We start from the raw sequence: 17,771 nt of genomic DNA on the forward strand, positions 1-17,771 counted from the left end.
CTCATGCGCTCTCCGCGATCGCCTTGGTCTCCAGGTACTCCTCGAACCCGGCCACGCCCATCTCCCGGCCGATCCCCGACTGCCGGTAGCCGCCGAACGGCACGTCCGCGCCGTACCAGACCCCGCCGTTGACGCTGACGGTCCCGGCCCGCAGCCGCCGGGCCACCGCCCGCGCCCGCTCCGGGTCGCCGCCGTGCACCGCGCCCGAGAGTCCGTACGGCGAGTCGTTCGCGATCCGCACGGCGTCGTCGTCGCCGTCGTGCGGCATGATCACCAGCACCGGGCCGAAGATCTCCTCCCGCGCGGCGCGGGCGGTGTTGTCCAGCCCGGTGATGAGGGTCGGCTCGATCCAGAAGCCCTTGTCCCGGCCCTCCGGCCGTCCGCCCCCGGTCGCGAACGCGCCGCCCTCGGCGCGCGCGAGCTCCAGGTAGCCCTCGATCCGCTCCCGCTGCCGGGCGGAGATGACCGGCCCGCAGACCGTGCGGTCGTCGCGCGGGTCCCGGGCGCCGAGCTTCGCCATCGTGGCGGCGGTGATCTCCACGGCCTCGTCGTACCGGGCGCGCGGGACGAGCAGCCGGGTGGTGATCGCGCAGCCCTGCCCGGCGTGCGTGATCCCGGCGAACGCGGCGTAGGAGCAGGCGCCGCGCAGGTCGGCGTCGTCGAGCACGATGAAGGCCGACTTGCCGCCCAGCTCCAGGAAGACCTTCTTGACCGTCTCGGCGGCGTCGCGCATGACGGCCCGCCCGGTCGCGGTGGAGCCGGTGAAGGAGACCAGGTCGACCCGGGGGTCGGCGGACAGCATCGCGCCGAGGGCGTGGTCGGCGCCGGTGACGACGTTGACGACGCCGGGCGGGATGTCGGTCTCCTGGGCGATGAGCACGCCGAGCACCGCCGCGCACCAGGGCGTGTCGGGGGCGGGCTTGAGCACGACCGTGTTCCCCGCGGCGAGCGCCGGACCGAGCTTGGCCAGGTTGATCTGGTGCGGGAAGTTCCAGGGGGTGACCGCCCCGACCACGCCCACCGGCTCGCGCACGACGCGGCGGTCGCTGGCCATGCCCATGGGCGAGGCCCGCCCCAGGTCGTGCTCCCACTCGTAGCGCTCGGCCAGGTCGGCGAACCAGGCCAGGTCGGCGACGGGGGCGTCGAGCTGCGCGCCGTACGTCAGGAACCGCGGGGCGCCCACCTCGGAGACGGTGAGCTCGCGCAGCTCGTCGGAGTGGCGGGCGAGCGCCTCGCCGAGCTGGCGCAGGCAGCGCACCCGCAGGCCGAGGTCGCCGGCCCAGCCGGAGTCGTCGAAGGCGCGGCGGGCGGCGCCGATCGCCCGGTCCATGTCGGCGGGGGCGGCGTCGGCGGCCTCGCCCAGGACCTCCTCGGTCGCCGGATCGACCGTCGCGAAGCGCCGGGAGGCGGGGACGAGCTCCCCGTCGATCAGCAGCGGCGAGAGATTGCCAAGCAAGCGATCGGTTGTTCTGGACACATGTCCAGACTACAGTTCGGTCCATGACGGAACGCAAGGACTATTCCGGAGAATTCGATCCAGGCTTCCGCTTCGAGGATCTGTCGAAGGAGGCCCTGGTCCGTCTCGTCCGCGAGTACGGCGTGATCGTCCATCTGCTCGACCGCGCGGCCCTCACCGCGGTCGGCCTGCGGTACGGCCAGAAGGTGGTCGAGGAGATCGCCATCGAGGAGTGGCGCGGGGCCAGCCCGATCTACACGGACCGGATCCGCGAGATCATGAAGATCGAGGGCGACGGGGTCTCGGCCATCTTCAAGTGCCTCCAGCTCGACCCCGGCTTCGCCCAGCACTACATGGACGTGGAGTACGAGCTCGTCTCCGAGACCCACGGCTTCTTCCAGCTCCGCACGTGCGGGGCGCTGCTGGACGTCGAGCCGTTCGGGGAGCGCGCCATCCGCGGGATGTGCCACCACATCGAGGACGGCACCTTCGACTGGACCGCCCAGGCGGTCAACCCGCGCGCCCGCATCCGCCCGGTGCACCGCCCGCCGCGGGACCCGGCCGGGCGGGTCCCGCACTGCCGCTGGGAGGTCGTCATCGACGAGGAGACCGAGCCGGTCGGGGAGGCCGAGATCACCCGGATGACCCGGGGCACCACGGCCGCCCGCTTCCGCTTCCCGCCGATGCGCGACGGCACCCCGCACGTCCCCGCCTGACCACGCCCGCCGTACGGCCCGCGTCAGTCCAGGCAGAACTCGTTGTCCTCGGGGTCGGTCATCACGATGAAGCCGGCGCTCATCGGGGGCTCGGGCTCGTGACGGCGCACCCGCTTGGCTCCCAGTCCGACGAGCCGGTCGCACTCGGCCTCCAGCGCCGCCATCCGCTCCTCCCCCTGCAGCCCGGGAGCCGCGCGGACGTCGAGGTGGACGCGGTTCTTGGCGGTCTTGCCCTCCGGGACCCGCTGGAAGAACAATCGCGGGCCCCGCCCGTCCGGGTCCTCGACGGCCGACGCCGCGTTGCGCTGATCCTCCGGTACGCCGGCCCGCGCGAGGAAGTCGTCCCACGCGGCCAGCGGGTCGGCGCCCTCGGGCAGGTCGACTCCGGGCGGGCCGGGGTGGACGTAGCCCAGTACGTCGCGCCAGAAGGCCGACAGCGCCCGCGGGTCGTGGGCGTCGAAGGTGACCTGGATGTGACGGCTCATCGGATTGCTCCGTTCGTATCGGTTCCGTGTGCGGGCAGAGGTCTCACAGCGTCCGGTTCCAGTGGAGCCTCCCTGTGCCCGCGGAACCACCCTGACACCCCTGGCGGACAGGATCGGTCCGCTATTTCTGGCAGAGTGGGTGATGTGGACACGGCGAGCGGTGACGAGCGGGGCACGACGGAACGGGTGCTCACCCTGCTCGGGCTGTTGCAGCGGCGCCGGGTCTGGACCGGCCCCGAACTCGCCGACCGGCTCGGGGTCACGCCGCGCACGGTACGGCGTGACGTCGAGCGGCTGCGCGCGCTCGGTTATCCGGTGCACGCCGGCCAGGGGGTCGGCGGCGGCTACCGGCTCGGCGCGGGCAAGGACCTGCCGCCGCTGCTTCTCGACGACGAGGAGGCGATCGCCACGGCGGTCTCGCTGCTCGCCGGCGCGGGCGGCGCGGTCGCCGGAGCCGGTGACGCCGCACTGCGGGCGCTGGCCAAACTCGACCGGGTGCTGCCCACCCGGCTGCGGCAGGAGGTGCGCGCACTGTCCGGCTCGGTGGAGTCCTTCGACGGAGGCCGCACGCCGGTCGATCCCGAGGCGCTCATGACGCTGGCCAGGGCCTGCCGTGACGAGGTCGAGGTCGGCTTCGACTACCCGTCGGGGAACGAGGCGGGACGGCGGCGGGCCGAGCCCCACCGCCTGGTCGCCTCCGACCGGCGCTGGTACCTCCTGGCCTACGACCTCGACCGCGACGACTGGCGCAACTTCCGCGTCGACCGGATGACCGGCGTCTCCGCGCGGACCTGGCGCTTCCGCCCGCGTGCGACGCCCGACGCGGCGGCGTACGTACAGGAGAGCGTGGCGAGCCGGGTCTACCCGCACCGGGCGCGTTTCCTCGTGCACGCGCCGGCCGACACGGTGCGCGCACAGATCCCGGCGTCGGCGGCCGTCGTACGGGAGCGGGGGAGCGGGAGCTGCGAGGTGCTCAGCGGCGCCGGCAGTCTCGACTTCGTGCTCATGCACGTGGTCCTGCTGGGGCACGACTTCGAGGTGCTCGACCCTCCGGAGCTAAGGAGGCGCTGCCGCGTGCTGGCGGAGAGGCTGCTGTCGGCCGGAGCGGCGATCTCGCCGGAGGAGACCGCCGGCGAGGATCACCAGAGGGGGACCGGGGTCTCGCCGCGCCGGTAGTAACCGGGGACCGGCTCCCCCGAGGCGGCCCGGTCGAGGCGGCGCTTCATGCCGTCCGACAGGACACCGGCCTTCATCATCTTCACGAACAGCGAGGTGACGTTCCCCATGTCGAACCAGTCGCGCTGCCAGGACCACCGGAAGCCGCCGCCGTACCGGAACCAGCTGCCCCCGATGCCCGCCACCTCGTAGGCGCCGCCGTCCGGGCGCCTGGCGTCGGCGACCTGCTTCCAGAAGCCGACCACCTCGCCGTTGCGGTCGTCGACGAGGATGCTCCGGTACGGGTACGACCAGCCGTCCAGGCCGCCCATCTCCGAGCCGAGCGCCAGGTCGCGGATCTCCTCGCGGCCCACCGCCATGAAGTCCTGGCCGGGGCCGACGTTCCAGCCGTAGGTGGCGTCCTCGGTGTAGAGCTCGGCCAGCGGGCGCCAGTCGCCCGCCTCCTCGCAGCGCCGGTTGGCCTCCAGCCACCGGTTCACCATCTCGTCCAGCTCCTCACGGTCGAAGGCGGGCACGGGGTCTCCTCTCCACAGGCTCAGGGGTTCGGGGTCAGAGTTCGGGGATCAGCGGTTCGGGAGTCAGGGCTTGGGGACCAGTCGCAGCGCCCGGGTCGGGCAGAAGCGGACGGCCGCCTCGACCTCGCGGCGCAGGGACTCGGGGGGCTCGGGATCCAGGATCTCGACCTTCCCCTTCCCGGGGACCTCGAAGACCTCGGGCGCCTCCAGCTCGCACATCGCGTGTCCCTGGCACAGGTCGAGATCGGCCTCCACCCTCAACGCGGCCTCCCCGGGTTCGTCACGGCCGCCTCCTGCGATAGCGCACCGCGCACGGGCGGGCCAGCTGCACCACCATCTTCGAGTGGTCGTTGCGGTAGGAGCCCGGGTCCTGCGCGAGGGAGAACTCCCAGTCCCGCAGGAGCACCGAGAAGATCGCCTTGAGCTGGATCATCGCGAAGTTCGCGCCCACGCAGCGGTGCCGCCCGGCGCCGAACGGCACCCAGGTCCACCGGTTGAGCACGTCCTCCTCGCGGGGCACGGCGTAGCGCGCCGGGTCGAAGGCGTCCGGGTCGGGGAAGTCCTCCGCGATCCGGTTGGAGACCGCCAGGCTGCAGCCGACCATCGTCCCGGCCGGGATCCGGTACCCCAGCACCTCCTGGTCGGACTTGGCCACCCGCAGCAGGAGGATGAGCGGCGGATGCAGGCGCAGCGCCTCCTTGATCGCCGACTCCAGCCGGGGGATCTCCCGCAGGGCCTGGAAACTGATCTCCGAGCCGTCGGCGTAGAGCTCGTCGAGCTCCTCGACGACCCCGCGCAGCACCCCGGGGTGGCGCAGCAGCTCGATCAGGGTCCAGGCCGCCGTGCCCGAGCTGGTGTGGTGACCGGCGAACATCATCGAGATGAACATCCCGGTGACCTGGTCCGCCGAGAACCGCTCCGAGCCGTCCTCCTCGCGGATCGACATCAGGACGTCGAGGAGGTCCCGCTCCTCCCTCGGCGGGCGCGGCGCGGCGGCCCGCTCGTCCATGATCTCCTGCACGAGCGCGACGAGCTGCACACGGGCGGCGTCGCGGCGGCGGAAGCTCTCGATGTCGGCGTACGGATCGACGTAGGCCAGCGCGTCGGTGCCCCGCTCCAGATCGTGGTACAGCTCGGCGAAGCGGCGGTCCAGCCGCTCGCGGAAGCGCTTGCCGATCAGGCACGCCGAGGAGGTGTAGATGGTCAGTTCGGCGAACCAGTCGAGCAGGTCGATCTCACCCTCCTCCCCCCACGCGGCGACCGTCCGGTCCACCTCGGCGGCGATCGTGGCGGCGTGGCCCTTGAGGAAGGAGCCCTTGAGCGCCTGGTTGTGCAGGGCCTCCCGGCGCTGCTCGGGGGTGGCGTCGAAGACGACGCCCTCGCCGAAGATCGGCGTCATGAAGGGGTAGGCCTCGGCCTGGTCCAGCTCCTCGTCGGGGGCGCGGAAGAAGAACTCGTTGGCCTCCGCCCCCGACAGCAGCACCACCGCGCGCCCCGCCAGCCGGAACTCCCCGACCTCGCCGCACTCCTGGCGGACCCGCCGCATCAGGGCGATGGGATCGGTACGGAGCTCCTCGAGATGATCGGGGCCTCCCGAGACGACGGCGGGCTGCTTCATCGCCTTCATCGCGTCCGCTCCCCTCCGGCGCCGACGGCCGCCTCCGGCTGGACCTCGACGAGCGTCAGGTGGGTGCCGCGCGGGGTGGCGACGACGGCGGCGATCACGGCGGCGACGTCCTCGGGCCGCAGGAAGTACGGATGCCGGGCGAGCCCCCACCGCACCCACTCCTGAAGCACCTCCCCGGTCGTCTCGGCGTCCCAGCCCATGCCCATGCCGGTCATGGTCGGGCCGGGACGGACGACCGAGGCGCGGACCCCGGTGCCCTCCAGCTCCATCTGCAGGGCCCTGGCCATGCCCTCCACGCCGTTCTTGGCCGCGACGTAGGCCCCCATGCGGGTGCGCGGGGCCCGTACGACGTCGGAGGAGACGAGCACGATGTCGCCCCGGGCACGCGCGACCATGCCGGGCACGACGTGGGAGACGAGACGGTGCGCGCCCACGAGATGGACCTGGAGCTGAGCCGCGAAACCGTCGGAGTCCAGCTCGTGGACGCGCTCGGCGCCGAGGTCCCCGGCCCCGAAGACGACGATCTCGGGATCGCCGAGCGCTGCGGCGGCGGCCGAGACGAAGCGCGCGACCGAGCCGGAGTCGGAGACGTCCAGGGGGTGGGCGAAGGCCTCGCCGCCGTCCTTGCGGACGGTCTCGGCGATCTCCTCGCACCGGTCCGCCCGCCGCGCGCCGAGCGCGACCGGGTGACCCGCGGCGGCCAGCAGGGCGGCGGTGGCGGCACCGATCCCGGAGGAGGCCCCGGCGATCAGCGCGGGGCGGCGGTGCGGATGGGGTTCGAATCGGGGCATGGGCGCGCTCTCCAAGGACGGGGCGGAGGACCGGGTGCGATCACGGGCCCGGGGTCCGGCGTGCTCGCGGCGCGGTTCGGGGCGGTCGTGACGGGGTGCGGTCCGGGGCGGTCATGAGGGGGTGCGGAGGGAGACGGAGACGGGCAGGGAGGCGAAGCCGCGGACGTTGACCGAGTGCACGCGCACGGCGTCGTCCTCGTCCACCTCGTAGTCCCGGACCCGCCGGACGAACTCGGTCAGCGCCACGCGCGCCTCCAGCCGGGCCAGGCCGGCGCCCAGGCAGAAGTGCCGCCCGCCGCCGAAGGTGACCATCTGGGAGGTGTCGCGGTCGAGGTCGTAGACGTCCGGGGCGGGGAAGACCCGGGGGTCGCGGTTGGCCGCGCCGATCAGCAGCAGCAGCCGGTCGCCGGCCGGGACCGCCCGGCCGTGCAGCTCGATGTCCTCGGCGACGGTTCTGGCGATCATCTGGCTGGAGGCGTCGTAGCGGAGCGTCTCCTCCACCCAGTCGCCGACCCGGGCCGGGTCCTCCATGGGCTTGGCCAGCTGGGAGGGGCTGCGCCGGGCCCAGTAGAGCGCGTTGGCCAGCAGCTTGGTGGTGGTCTCGTTGCCCGCCACCACCATGAGGAAGAGGAAGGCGATGACGTCCTCCTCGCTCAGCCGGTCACGGCCCTCCCGGGCGGTCAGCAGCGCGGAGGGGAGATCGGCGCCGGGCCTGCGGCGGCGCTCGGCCACGAGGTCCTGGTAGTAGCCGACGAGGGTCAGGGAGGCCTCCATCCCGGCGGGCGGGACGTCGTTGAGACCCTCCTCGCGATGGACGACCAGGTCGGCCAGGCGCCGCAGCTCGTCCCTGTCGGCCTCCGGCACGCCCATCAGCTCGCAGACGACGTCCATCGGAAGCCTGCCCGCGACGTCGGCGACGAAGTCGAACTCGCCCTTCTCCAGGGCGGGATCGAGATGGCGGCGGGTCAGGCGCAGGACCTCGTCCTCCATCTCGCGGACCCGGCGGGGGGTGAAACCCTTGGAGACCAGCGAGCGCATCCGGGTGTGCCCGGGCGGGTCCATGCCGAGGAAGGACATCGTGCGACGGGCGTGCGGACCCCAGGCGCTCGGGTCGATCGAGACGCCGTTGGCGTTGGAGAGGCGCTCGTGGTCCCTGAAGGCGCCCGCCACGTCGGCGTGCCGGGACAGCGCCCAGAACCCGAGTTCGTCGTTGCGGTAGAGCGGTGCCTCCTCCCGCAGGCGCGCGTACGTCGGATAGGGGTCCTCGTGCATCGCGTAGTCGTAGGGGTTGTACGCGACCTGCTCGTGCGTGCTCTGCTCGTGCGTACTCCGGAGGGAGGAGTCCACGGCGGCTACCTCACTATCAGCTCGGCGATGTCGGCGAGGCGGTCGGCCATCTCCCCGTAGGAGGTGTAGCCCATCCCGGCATGGAGGAGCGCGCCCGCGTAGGCGAACTCCAGTGCGTTCAGCGTGCGGTGGTCGGCCCGCGAGCCGAGCGCGGCCCGCAGGCGGCGGCGGATGGCCAGGCCGATGCGGGCGCGCAGTTCCCGGACGTCCGGATCGGTGCCGAGCATCGCGGTCGTGCAGGCCGCGGCGAGCCGGGGCTCGTCCGAGACCAGCAGGCTGATCTCGCGGAGCACGGCGACCACGCGCTCACGCGCCCCGGCCACGGTGTCCGTCGTGTCCGCCGGGAACGGGGCCGCCGTCCCGGGTGAACCCGCGGGGAGAGCGCCCGCCGAGGGCTCCGGGGGAGCCTCCACCGGGTTGTCCACCGGTGGCAGGGCGCTCAGCCGCCGCCAGAACACCTCGGTGACGAGGTGGTTCTTGGAGGCGAAGTAGGTGTAGGCCGTCGCCGGCGCGACCCCGGCCCGGCGGGCGACGTTGCGCACGGTCAGCCCGTCGAAACCGGTCTCCCGGATCTCCTCCACGGCCGCCTCGGTCAGCCGCCGCACGGTGTCCGCCTGACGCTCGGTCAGCCGCCGGCGGGTGGGCTCTGCAACCAACTTTCCGGACACATGTCCAGACATTAGTCCGGACCCTCTCTATGCACAAGCGATTGTTTGGTTCACGTGACGACGAGCCTGCGCGCGGGGAGGCGGCTACACAGGCCACCACATACCATTTGTCGGTATTTGTCGGTATTTGTCGGATTTTAGGTGCCCTGTGAGTATGACGTGCCCGTGATCAGAATTCCTCCCCATGCCCCGGGGGAGCCCGACTGGCTGCTCGTCATCCGCTCCCTGGCCCGGGTCGTCGTCCTGAGCGTGTCGCTGTTCATGTTCGGCGCCGTCGCGCTCTCCATGATCGCCGACAGTCGTCGACCGGAGCAGGCAGGCGAGCGATTCGCCGCGGTGATGGACACCGCCGTGCAGATCGCCAACCCCGACTACGACTTCCACGGCTTCAGCAACGACGGCGACGACGGATCGGACCGGCTGCGCCTGACCGGTGAGCCGCTGGCGGCCGGTGACGGCATCACCGAGGACATCCACGGCCCAGGTGTCACCTACGAGGTCACCAGGGACGCCTCCGGCACGGTCGACGCCGGATCCGCCCTGAGCATCGGCGACTCGGCGCTCGATCAGAGCCTGATGACCCTCGGTGAGCGCGACCAGAGCCGGGAGAAGGCCCTGCGCCAGGCCCGAAAGCGCCTGGACGCCTTGCCTGCCGCGATGAACGCGGTCGCGCTGGTGGAGTTCGAGCGCCCGCTGACCGCGGCCCAGCTGGTCGGCTTCACCCGGCGGCACGAGCGCTGCGGCATGACCACCTACGTCTACCGGCCCTTCGGCCACGGCAACGGCCTGGACGTGGAGAACGCGGTCAGCTGGAACGTCGGCATGAACCCGTTCCCGGAGGCGGACGGCCTGTCGCACGAGTGCGAGAAGGAGCCGGAGGCGGCGCTGGCGTCGTTCCGCTCCTGGGTCGCCGCGCTGCGCCCGGAGGACGAGGCCGGCCTGCGGCAGCTGGCCCTGACCCGGGCGGGATTGGCCGAAGCCGCGGGCAAGGGCGTGGCGCACGCCTTCGTCGCCGAATCCTGGATGCTGGCCGATCTGCGTGCCCTGCTCGACGATCCGCAGGTGCGGACCGTCCGGGTGACGGATGTGGCCTTCAACCTGGGCTGAGCACTCCGCGTTCTCCGTGTGCCGCGATATCGGGGGGCGCGGTCATCGCACGTCCGGTGAGGGCGTTCCGGTGGTCGTGCGGCCGGCGTGGGCGCAGTGGTGTCCGCTCCCGTCGTCCTCGACGACCCGGGGCAGGATGCCGGTGAGGATCCGCAGCAGGGTCTCCTCCAGGAACACGTGGACCTGGCGCCGGGTGAGCCGCCCGCGCTTGAGCCACTCCCGCGACGTCGCCTCCGCCATGCCGCTGAAGCCGCGCAGCAGCGCGTGGACCTCGGGGTGCTCCCTGGCGTACGGCCCCAGCCCGACGACCTCGGCGATGTGGTCCACCAGCCGGTCGCGGGCGGCGTCGAGCAGGCGCTCCAGCTCGGGATCGGCGGGACCGTCCATGCCGATGGCGGCCAGCCAGGTCTCCCGGTTGCGTTCCAGCAGCTCCAGCCAGCCCTCGACGCTCTGGCAGGTGCGATCGCGCACGCTCGCGCCCGGCAGGTACTCCGGCACCGGCACCGGGGGGACGCTGAGCATCTCGGCCACCGCGGCGAGGTAGAGCTCCCGCTTGGTGCCGAAGTAGTGGTTGAGCAGCCCCCGGCTGACCCCGGCGGCGGCGGCGATCTCGGTGTTGGACACCTCGCTGTACGGGCGTTCCCGAAAGAGGACCTGCGCGCGGGAGATGATCTGCCCCCGGCGCTCGTCCGGGTCCATGCGTTCCACACCCATGATTCTCTCCTGTTTCCCCGTACCGCCCGGAGGCAAACTGGCGGACCGCCAAAAACTATTGGCGGTCCGTCAATAGCGTGCTACGAATCACATCAACAGCCCCTCACGCCATGGAGGCGAGATGAGTGAGGAGACGCGCAGGGACTTTCTCCGGATCGCCGCGGGGAGCGCGGCGGCGACCGCCGGGATCCTCGGGGGCACGAGGCCGTCGTGGGCGGCCCGAGAACGGGCAGGGCGCGGGCGGAGCGGGGCGGCGGGCAGGCGGGTCGCGGTGCTGGGCGGCGGCGTCGCGGGCCTGTCGGCGGCCCACGAACTGGCCGAGCGGGGGTTCGAGGTCACCGTCTACGAGCGCAAGGCGCTGGGCGGCAAGGCCCGCAGCATCCCGGTGCCGGCCACCGGCACCGGCGGCCGGGCCGACCTGCCGGGCGAGCACGGGTTCCGCTTCTTCCCCGGCTTCTACTTCGACCTGACCGACACGATGCGGCGCACGCCGTTCCCCGGCAACGCGGGCGGCTGCTGGGACAACCTCACCCGCGCCACGTCCTACATGATGTCGCGGCAGGGCCGTCCGGACCTGACCGCGCCCTTCCCCTTCCCGCTCCCGCCCAACCCGCGGATCTACTCCCCGGCGACGCTGCTCTCCACGATCACCTCCGGGCTGCAGACGCTCGGCAGGCTCTCGGCGGTCGAGATCGCCTTCTTCGCCCAGAAGATCGTCGTCTACTTCACCAGCTGCGACGAGCGCAGGCTCGGCCAGTGGGACGACATCACCTGGGCGGACTTCATCCGGTCCGACCGGTTCTCCGACGAGTACAACAAGTTCCTCGCCGACGGCCAGATCCGCAATCTGGCCGCCACCAAGTCCAAGGACGCCAGCACCCACTCGATCGGCCTGGTGGGCGAGGCGACCGTGTGGAGCATCCTCGGCCTGGGCAACGAGCCCGGCAGTTCGGTCGACCGGGTCCTTTCGGGCTCGACCAACGAGATGTGGATCGACCCCTGGGTGAGCCATCTCGGCGGCCGGGGCGTGCGGTTCGACGTCGGCTGGACGGTCGACGCGCTGAACGTCTCCGGCGGGAGGATCACCGGCGCCACGGCGCGCGACCCGCGCGGCGCGTCCCAGACCGTCGACGCCGACTGGTTCATCGTCTCCATGCCGTCGGAGCAGGCGGCGAAGCTGATGAGCCCCGCCCTCGTGGCCGCCGACCCGAAGCTGGCCGACATCGCCAAGCTCCGCCAGGACTGGATGAACGGCCTGATGTTCTTCCTCAGGAAGGAACTGCCGCTCACCCCCGGCCACGTGAACTACATGGACTCCGGCTGGGCGGTCACCTCCATCAGCCAGGCGCAGTTCTGGAGCCGGGACTTCGCCGCGTACGGCGACGGCACGGTCCGGGACTGCCTGTCCACGATCATCTCGGACTGGTTCACGGCCGGGAACGTCAACGGCAAGAAGGCCAGGGACTGCACGCCCCAGGAGGTCGCCGCCGAGACGTGGGCGCAGATCAAGGCCCACCTCAACGACGGCGGCAAGACCGTCCTGACCGACGACATGCTGCACTCCTGGTTCCTCGACCCGGCCATCACCGGCTCCGGGACCGCGAACGTGACCAACGACGAGCCGCTGTTCATCCAGCACCCCGGCTCGTGGCGGATCCGCCCGGAGTCGAAGACGGCGATCCCCAACCTGTTCCTCGCCGGTGACTGGGTCCGCACCCCGATCAACGTCACCACCATGGAGGGGGCCAACCAGGGCGGCAGGCAGGCGGTGAACGCCCTGCTCGACGCGGCCGGATCGGAGGCCTCCCGCTGCCGGGTCCACAGCCTCTACCGCTCGCCGATCTTCGAGCCGTTCAAGAACACCGACAGGGTGCGCTACCGGCTCGGCCTGCCCAACGAGTTCGACGTCCTCGACACCCGGTGGCCGTGAACGGGGAGCGCGCCGACGCGGTGATCGTGGGCGCGAGATGCGCGGGGTCGGCCACGGCCGTCGCCCTGGCCCGCGCGGGCCGGAAGGTGATCGCGGTCGACTCCGCGCGCTTCCCCTCCCCGGTGGTCTCCACCCACCTGCTCTGGCCCGGCGGCCTGGCGGAGCTGGCCGGGATCGGGGCGCTGGAGCGGGTCGAGGCCCTGGGGGCGCCCCGGCTCCCGGTCGCGGCCGTGGCCGTCCCCGGCATCACGGCGTCCGGCCGCTACAGCCCGGTCGGCGGCGTCGACTACGCCATGTGCGTGCGCCGTACCGGGCTGGACCTCGCGCTCGTCGAGACCGCCCGGGAGGCGGGCGCGGAGGTGCGCGAGGGGGCGCGGGTGGTCGGCCTGCTCCGCGCGGGCGGCGGGGGAGGCGGGAGCGATAAAGGTGACGGGAGCGATAAAGGTGACGGGAGCGACCGGGACGGCAGGGTCACCGGGGTCGTCGTCCGTGAGCGGGACGGGCGGACCTACGAGATCCACTCCCCGGTGGTCGTCGGGGCGGACGGGCGGCGCTCCACCGTGGCCCGGCTCGCCGGTGCGGGCCCGCCGTACCTGTCCGGTCCGGACGGGCGGGCCTGTTACTACGCCTACTTCGACGACCCCCATCCGGAGCTGCGCCCGGTCGCCGCGCAGTGGCGGCAGGGCAGGGAACTCGGCACCGCCTTCCCCTGCGACGGGGACCTCACCCTGGTCCTGCTGATGCCGCCCGACTCCCGGGCCGGGGACTTCCGGGGCGATCCCGGGCGCGAGTACGACCGGACCATCGCCGAACTCCTGCCCGGCCTGCACGCCCGGCTGGCCGGGTGCACCCGGCGCTCGAAGGTCTTCGGCGCCGCGCACCTGGAGTCCTTCTTCCGCCGGTCGGCTGGACCCGGCTGGGCCCTGGCCGGGGACTCCGGCCACTTCAAGGACCCCGTCACCGCCCAGGGCATCCGCGACGCCGTACGCTTCGGCCGCCTGCTGGGGGAGACGCTGGCGGAGGCGATCGGGGCGGGGGCGGACGACGCGGCGGTGGACCGGGCGGTCGCCGCGTGGCAGCGCCGCCGCGACCGCGAGTGCCTGGAGACCTTCCACTGGACCGCCCGCATGGGCCGCGCCGACCCGGTCGGCCCGCTGGATGTGGAGATGCACCGCGCCCTGCGCGCCGACCCGGCCCTGATGACCGCCTTCCTGGACGTCTACTCCCGGACCGTGCGGCCGGGCCAGGCGCTCACCCTCCGCCGCCTGGCCGGCTGGACCGCACGCGCGCTGCTGCGGCCGGGCACCGACCGGTACGGCCTGCTCCGCTACGTGGGCGTGACGATCCGGGAACTCCGCTCCGAACGACACACGACGGCCCGCCTCCTGAACGGCACCTCCCCGGCCGGTCCCCTGCGGGGCCCGCCGGAGGCCGGTTCCCCGGAGGGGTTCCCGGCGGACCGGTGAGGGGTTCGACGACCGGTCCGCCGGACGGAAGGCCGGGCGGTCATCGGATACTGGGGGCGGATCCCGCCTCAGGAGGTGCGCGTTGCCGATCCCCTCGATCGTGCCGGTGCGGAGGACCACGTCCGTGCGAGGGTGGGCCGCCGGGTTCCGGGGGGTTTCGCCGGTGGCCGTCGACGCCGTGATCGTCATCACGGTGGCCGTCGCCACGCTCTGGTCCGGGGTGCGGTGGGCCGGTGGAGGGCCGGGGGTGGTGGTGCTGGCCCTGGGGGCGTCGGTTCCGCTGCTGTGGCGGAGGAGGGCGCCCGTCCTGGCCGCCTCGGCGGTGTGCGCGGCGACGACCGGGCTCGCGATGGCCCACGCGCTGCCGCCGCTGCCGTACGGCGCGCTGGTGGGGGTGTACACGGTGGCGGCGCTCAGCGCGCGGCGGGTGCGCCTGCTGAGCGGGGCCGCCGGCGCGGTGCTGCTGGTGGTGTCCCTCGTGGCGCCGGGTGAGTCGCCGGAGTCCTTCGGGTACGTGGGCATGGCCTTCGCCGCCGCCTGGGCGCTGGGGACCGGAGTGCGGGCGCGCAGAGCGGAGATCACCGCGTTGGAGGAGCGCGCCCGCCGGCTGGAGGAGGAGCGGGCGGCGGTCGCCGCGCAGGAGCGCATGCGCATCGCGCGCGACATGCACGACGTCCTGACTCATTCGGTCGGCATCATGGTCGTCCAGGCGGACGCGGGCTCGCTGGTGGTGCGGGCCGACCCGGACCGGGCCGAGGCCGCCTTCGAGGCGATCGGGCGGACCGGGCGGGAGGCGGTCGGCCAGCTCCGCCGTGTCCTGGGTGCGCTGCGGTCGGGTGACGGTGACGGAGTCATGGGCGGCACGCGTGAGGGCTGGAGCCACGGCGGAAACGCGCCGCCGCCGGGGCTCGGTGAGCTGGGGCGCCTGGCCGGGCAGGTCCGGGGCACCGGGCTGAAGGTGGTCGTCGAGTCCCTCGGCGAGGCCGGGCCGGTGCCCGCCGATGTCGACCTGGCGGTCTACCGGCTCGTCCAGGAGTCGCTGACGAACACGCTCCGGCACGCGGGGGCCACCACCGCGTGGGTACGGCTGCGCTGGTCGCCGGATGCTCTGTGGATCGAGGTGACCGACGACGGTCGCGGCCCGGCCCCGGAGAGGCCGGAGGGGACTGTGGCGGGACACGGCCTGATCGGTATGCGGGAGCGGGTCGAGGCGTGCGGGGGCGTGCTGCGGACGGGCCCGGGGCGAGGCGACCTCGGACAGGGCGATCCCGGACGGGGCGATCCCGGACGGGGCGATCCCGGACGGGGCGAGGGAACGGGCGGCGGGTTCACCGTCACCGCGACCCTGCCGATCGGGACGTCACCGACCGGGACCCCGGCCGGACGGGAACAGTCCGCGGCCGTCGTGATGCCGCCGAGTGGACGGGAGGAGAGCGCCGATGGTGCGCGTGCTCGTCGTCGATGACCAGGACCTGTTCCGTGGTGGCTTCTCCCTGATCCTCGACGCCCAGCCCGGCGTCACCGTGGTCGGGGAGGCCGCCGACGGCGCCGAGGCCGTTCGCAAGGCGGTGGAGCTCAGGCCCGATGTGGTGCTGATGGACATCCGGATGCCGGGCATGGACGGGATCGAGGCGACGACCCGGATCTGCCGGAGCAGCGACGCCAGGGTGCTGGCGCTGACCATGTTCGATCTCGACGAGTACGTCTACGCCGTGCTGCGGGCCGGAGCCAGCGGCTTCCTGCTGAAGGACGCCCACCGGGACGAGCTGGTCGCCGCCGTCCGCGTGGTCGCCGCGGGGGAGGCGCTCCTGGCCCCGACGGTGACGCGGCGGCTGATCTCCGACCTGGTACGGCGGGGCGGTGCCGTACCAGGTCTGAAGGCCCGGCTCGGCGAGCTGACCGCCCGGGAGCGGGAGACGCTGGAGCGGGTGGCGCGGGGGATGTCCAACGCCGAGATCGCCGCGGCGCTGTACGTGAGCGAGCACACCGTCAAGACCCACGTCAGCAACCTGCTGGCCAAGCTCGGGTTGCGCGACCGGGCGCAGGCGGTGGTCTTCGCCTACGAGTCGGGCCTCGTCGTGGCGGGGGCTCACTCCTGGGAATGAGGGCGGGTTCACTCCTCGCGGCGATCCCCCGAGCGCTCCTCACGGGCAGCATTCGAAGCCCGTACCGGCCCTGCGCCCCTCCCGGGCCTGAGGTCCACTCTGTGAGGAGAACGCTCCGATGCACCCGCCGCCCGGTCCCGACGCATCCCCCCTCCACACCGCGCCGCCCCCGTCCCCTCCCGAGTCCTCCGGCCCCACCGTGCCGTCTCCTCCCGCCGGCGTGCGCCTGCCGGTCGTCCTCGCCGCCGCCGCCGTCTCCACTGTCGCCACCGCCGTCCTGTTGTTCTCCGGCACCGGTCTGACCCCGCTGCCGTGGCTCACCTGGCTGGCGCCCCTGCCGGTGCTGCTGCTCGCGCCCCGGGTCTCCGCGCCCGTCGCGGCCGTCGCGGCGTTCGCGGCCTGGGGCGCCGGTGGGCTGAACCTGTGGAGCCTGCAGCGGGACCGGCTGGAGGTCCCGCTGCCGGTGGCGCTGCTCAGCGTGGTGGTCCCGGCCCTGCTGGCGGTCGCGGCCGTGCTCCTCTTGCGGGCCCTGCTGCGGCGGGGCAGGCCGGTCGCGGCCGTGGTGTCCGTGCCCGCGGTGTGGGTGAGCGGGGAGTACCTGGTCTCGGTCCTCGGGCCGGACGGGGCGCTGTGGAGCCTGGCCTACACCCAGGCCGGGGTGCTGCCGGTGTTCCAGCTCGCCTCGCTCACCGGCGTGTGGGGCATCACGTTCACGCTGATGGCGGTCCCGGCGGCCGTCGCCGCGATCCTCACGCCGGGGACGGGCGGAGGCGCGCGCCTGGGCGTGGGCCTCACGACGCTGGCGCTGCTCGCCGCGGCGGTGGGGTACGGGACCGTACGGCTCGCCGCCCCCGCGGGCCCGCACCGGAACGTGGCGCTGCTGGCCGCCGGGCTGCACGGGGACTGGGCCCCGGTGGACACGCCCCGGGGAGCCGAGAAGCTCCGGGACATGCTGGCGCGCCTGCGCGCCCTGCCCCGGGAGACGGGCGTGGCGGTGCTGGCGGAGGCCGCCTTCGTCACCGACGGGGCGGACCTGCCGAAGATCACCGGACCGCTGGCCGCGCTGGCCCGCGAGCGCCGGATGGACATCGTCGCCGGAGTGATCGTCACCGACGCCGGCCACAACACGGCCATGCTCTTCCCCGCCGGAGGGGGAGAGCCGGAGGTCTACCGCAAACGGCACATGGTGCCCGGCGTCGAGCCGTACGAGCCGGGCGAGCGGACCCTCGTCCTCGGCGACACGGGGGTGGCGATCTGCAAGGACCTGGACTTCCCCGCCCTGGCCAGGGAGAACCGGCGGAGCGGGGCCGCGGTCATGCTCGTGCCCTCCCTGGACTTCGAGCTCGACGCCTGGCAGCACTCCCGGATCGCGGTGACGCGCGGCGTGGAGAACGGCTTCGCCGTCGTGCGCACCGGGGCGGACGGCAACCTGACGGTCAGCGACCCGTACGGGCGCGTCCTCGCCGAGCGGGCGACCGGGGGCCGCGACATCGTGACCGTCACGGCGGCCGTCCCGGTCGGCGGAACCGGCACCCTCTACACCGGCTGGGGCGACTGGTTCGCCTGGTCCTGCCTGGCCGGGACCGCGGCCCTCGCCGGATGGGCGCTCCGGGCAAGACGGGACCGGCGCCGCGCGTCCCCGGGGATCGCATGACGGCCGCGGGCACG

The 17,771-nt window shown here is 73.3% G+C and carries 17 protein-coding genes; 8 read left to right on the forward strand and 9 right to left on the reverse strand.

From position 1 onward, the window contains the following. Position 1: 1 nt before the first annotated feature. Positions 2-1,456: an aldehyde dehydrogenase gene (locus tag Pta02_RS35170; protein WP_203879338.1), complete on the reverse strand. Its 1,455-nt coding sequence runs from the start codon at positions 1,454-1,456 to the stop codon at positions 2-4. Between the two features lie 44 nt (positions 1,457-1,500). On the opposite strand from Pta02_RS35170, the gene Pta02_RS35175 reads away from it, so the two are divergent. Continuing rightward, on the forward strand, positions 1,501-2,172 hold the full coding sequence (locus Pta02_RS35175; protein ID WP_203879339.1) for a hypothetical protein: 672 nt from the start codon (positions 1,501-1,503) through the stop codon (positions 2,170-2,172). A gap of 23 nt (positions 2,173-2,195) precedes the next feature. Here the strand turns inward: Pta02_RS35175 and Pta02_RS35180 are convergent, their stop codons facing one another. Continuing rightward, positions 2,196-2,657 carry a VOC family protein gene (locus tag Pta02_RS35180; RefSeq protein WP_203879340.1) on the reverse strand — a complete coding sequence of 154 codons (462 nt, stop codon included), beginning with the start codon at positions 2,655-2,657 and terminating at the stop codon, positions 2,196-2,198. Between the two features lie 144 nt (positions 2,658-2,801). Between Pta02_RS35180 and Pta02_RS35185 the strand changes: the two genes are divergently transcribed. Beyond that, on the forward strand, positions 2,802-3,833 hold the full coding sequence (locus Pta02_RS35185; RefSeq protein ID WP_203879341.1) for a helix-turn-helix transcriptional regulator: 1,032 nt from the start codon (positions 2,802-2,804) through the stop codon (positions 3,831-3,833). Here Pta02_RS35185 and Pta02_RS35190 read toward each other — a convergent pair. The 6 genes from Pta02_RS35190 to Pta02_RS35215 form a co-directional block, all read right to left on the reverse strand. After that, positions 3,797-4,348, reverse strand: coding sequence for a Cif family virulence factor (locus Pta02_RS35190; RefSeq protein WP_239131478.1), 552 nt, complete (start codon positions 4,346-4,348; stop codon positions 3,797-3,799). The two genes, Pta02_RS35185 and Pta02_RS35190, sit on opposite strands and share 37 nt — an antisense overlap. A gap of 63 nt (positions 4,349-4,411) precedes the next feature. Continuing rightward, positions 4,412-4,603, reverse strand: a complete 192-nt coding sequence (locus tag Pta02_RS35195; protein ID WP_239131486.1) for a ferredoxin — start codon at positions 4,601-4,603, stop codon at positions 4,412-4,414. Positions 4,604-4,628: 25 nt separating this feature from the next. Then, on the reverse strand, positions 4,629-5,975 hold the full coding sequence (locus Pta02_RS35200) for a cytochrome P450 (RefSeq protein WP_203879343.1): 1,347 nt from the start codon (positions 5,973-5,975) through the stop codon (positions 4,629-4,631). Beyond that, positions 5,972-6,766: an SDR family oxidoreductase gene (locus Pta02_RS35205; RefSeq protein WP_203879344.1), complete on the reverse strand. Its 795-nt coding sequence runs from the start codon at positions 6,764-6,766 to the stop codon at positions 5,972-5,974. Before Pta02_RS35205 ends, Pta02_RS35200 begins: the two co-directional genes overlap by 4 nt. 111 nt (positions 6,767-6,877) lie before the next feature. Next, the gene (locus Pta02_RS35210) at positions 6,878-8,113 is read right to left on the reverse strand and encodes a cytochrome P450 (RefSeq protein ID WP_239131479.1); all 1,236 of its coding nucleotides are present in this window, start codon (positions 8,111-8,113) and stop codon (positions 6,878-6,880) included. A 5-nt stretch (positions 8,114-8,118) separates the two neighbouring features. Beyond that, positions 8,119-8,781: a TetR/AcrR family transcriptional regulator gene (locus Pta02_RS35215; RefSeq protein WP_239131480.1), complete on the reverse strand. Its 663-nt coding sequence runs from the start codon at positions 8,779-8,781 to the stop codon at positions 8,119-8,121. A gap of 165 nt (positions 8,782-8,946) precedes the next feature. Between Pta02_RS35215 and Pta02_RS35220 the strand changes: the two genes are divergently transcribed. Continuing rightward, entirely contained in the window at positions 8,947-9,888 is a 942-nt protein-coding gene (locus tag Pta02_RS35220) for a hypothetical protein (RefSeq protein ID WP_203879346.1), read from the forward strand. Between the two features lie 42 nt (positions 9,889-9,930). Here Pta02_RS35220 and Pta02_RS35225 read toward each other — a convergent pair whose 3' ends face one another. Continuing rightward, complete coding sequence (locus Pta02_RS35225) at positions 9,931-10,602, reverse strand: TetR/AcrR family transcriptional regulator (RefSeq protein ID WP_203879347.1); 672 nt, start codon at positions 10,600-10,602, stop codon at positions 9,931-9,933. A 121-nt stretch (positions 10,603-10,723) separates the two neighbouring features. On the opposite strand from Pta02_RS35225, the gene Pta02_RS35230 reads away from it, so the two are divergent. The 5 genes from Pta02_RS35230 (at position 10,724) to Pta02_RS35250 (ending at position 17,757) form a co-directional block, all read left to right on the forward strand. Then, complete coding sequence (locus Pta02_RS35230; RefSeq protein WP_203879348.1) at positions 10,724-12,532, forward strand: hydroxysqualene dehydroxylase; 1,809 nt, start codon at positions 10,724-10,726, stop codon at positions 12,530-12,532. Next, on the forward strand, positions 12,529-13,998 hold the full coding sequence (locus tag Pta02_RS35235) for an NAD(P)/FAD-dependent oxidoreductase (protein ID WP_203879349.1): 1,470 nt from the start codon (positions 12,529-12,531) through the stop codon (positions 13,996-13,998). Before Pta02_RS35230 ends, Pta02_RS35235 begins: the two co-directional genes overlap by 4 nt. Before the next feature lie 163 nt (positions 13,999-14,161). Next, positions 14,162-15,463 (forward strand): sensor histidine kinase, encoded by a 1,302-nt coding sequence (locus tag Pta02_RS35240; protein ID WP_203879350.1) that lies wholly within the window; start codon positions 14,162-14,164, stop codon positions 15,461-15,463. Further along, positions 15,438-16,103 carry a response regulator gene (locus Pta02_RS35245; protein WP_203879351.1) on the forward strand — a complete coding sequence of 222 codons (666 nt, stop codon included), beginning with the start codon at positions 15,438-15,440 and terminating at the stop codon, positions 16,101-16,103. The genes Pta02_RS35240 and Pta02_RS35245 overlap by 26 nt, the downstream gene beginning before the upstream one ends. 118 nt (positions 16,104-16,221) lie before the next feature. Next, entirely contained in the window at positions 16,222-17,757 is a 1,536-nt protein-coding gene (locus tag Pta02_RS35250; RefSeq protein ID WP_203879352.1) for a nitrilase-related carbon-nitrogen hydrolase, read from the forward strand. Positions 17,758-17,771 lie beyond the last annotated feature (14 nt).

This window comes from Paraplanobispora takensis (assembly GCF_016863195.1).
Lineage (GTDB): Bacteria > Actinomycetota > Actinomycetes > Streptosporangiales > Streptosporangiaceae > Planobispora > Planobispora takensis.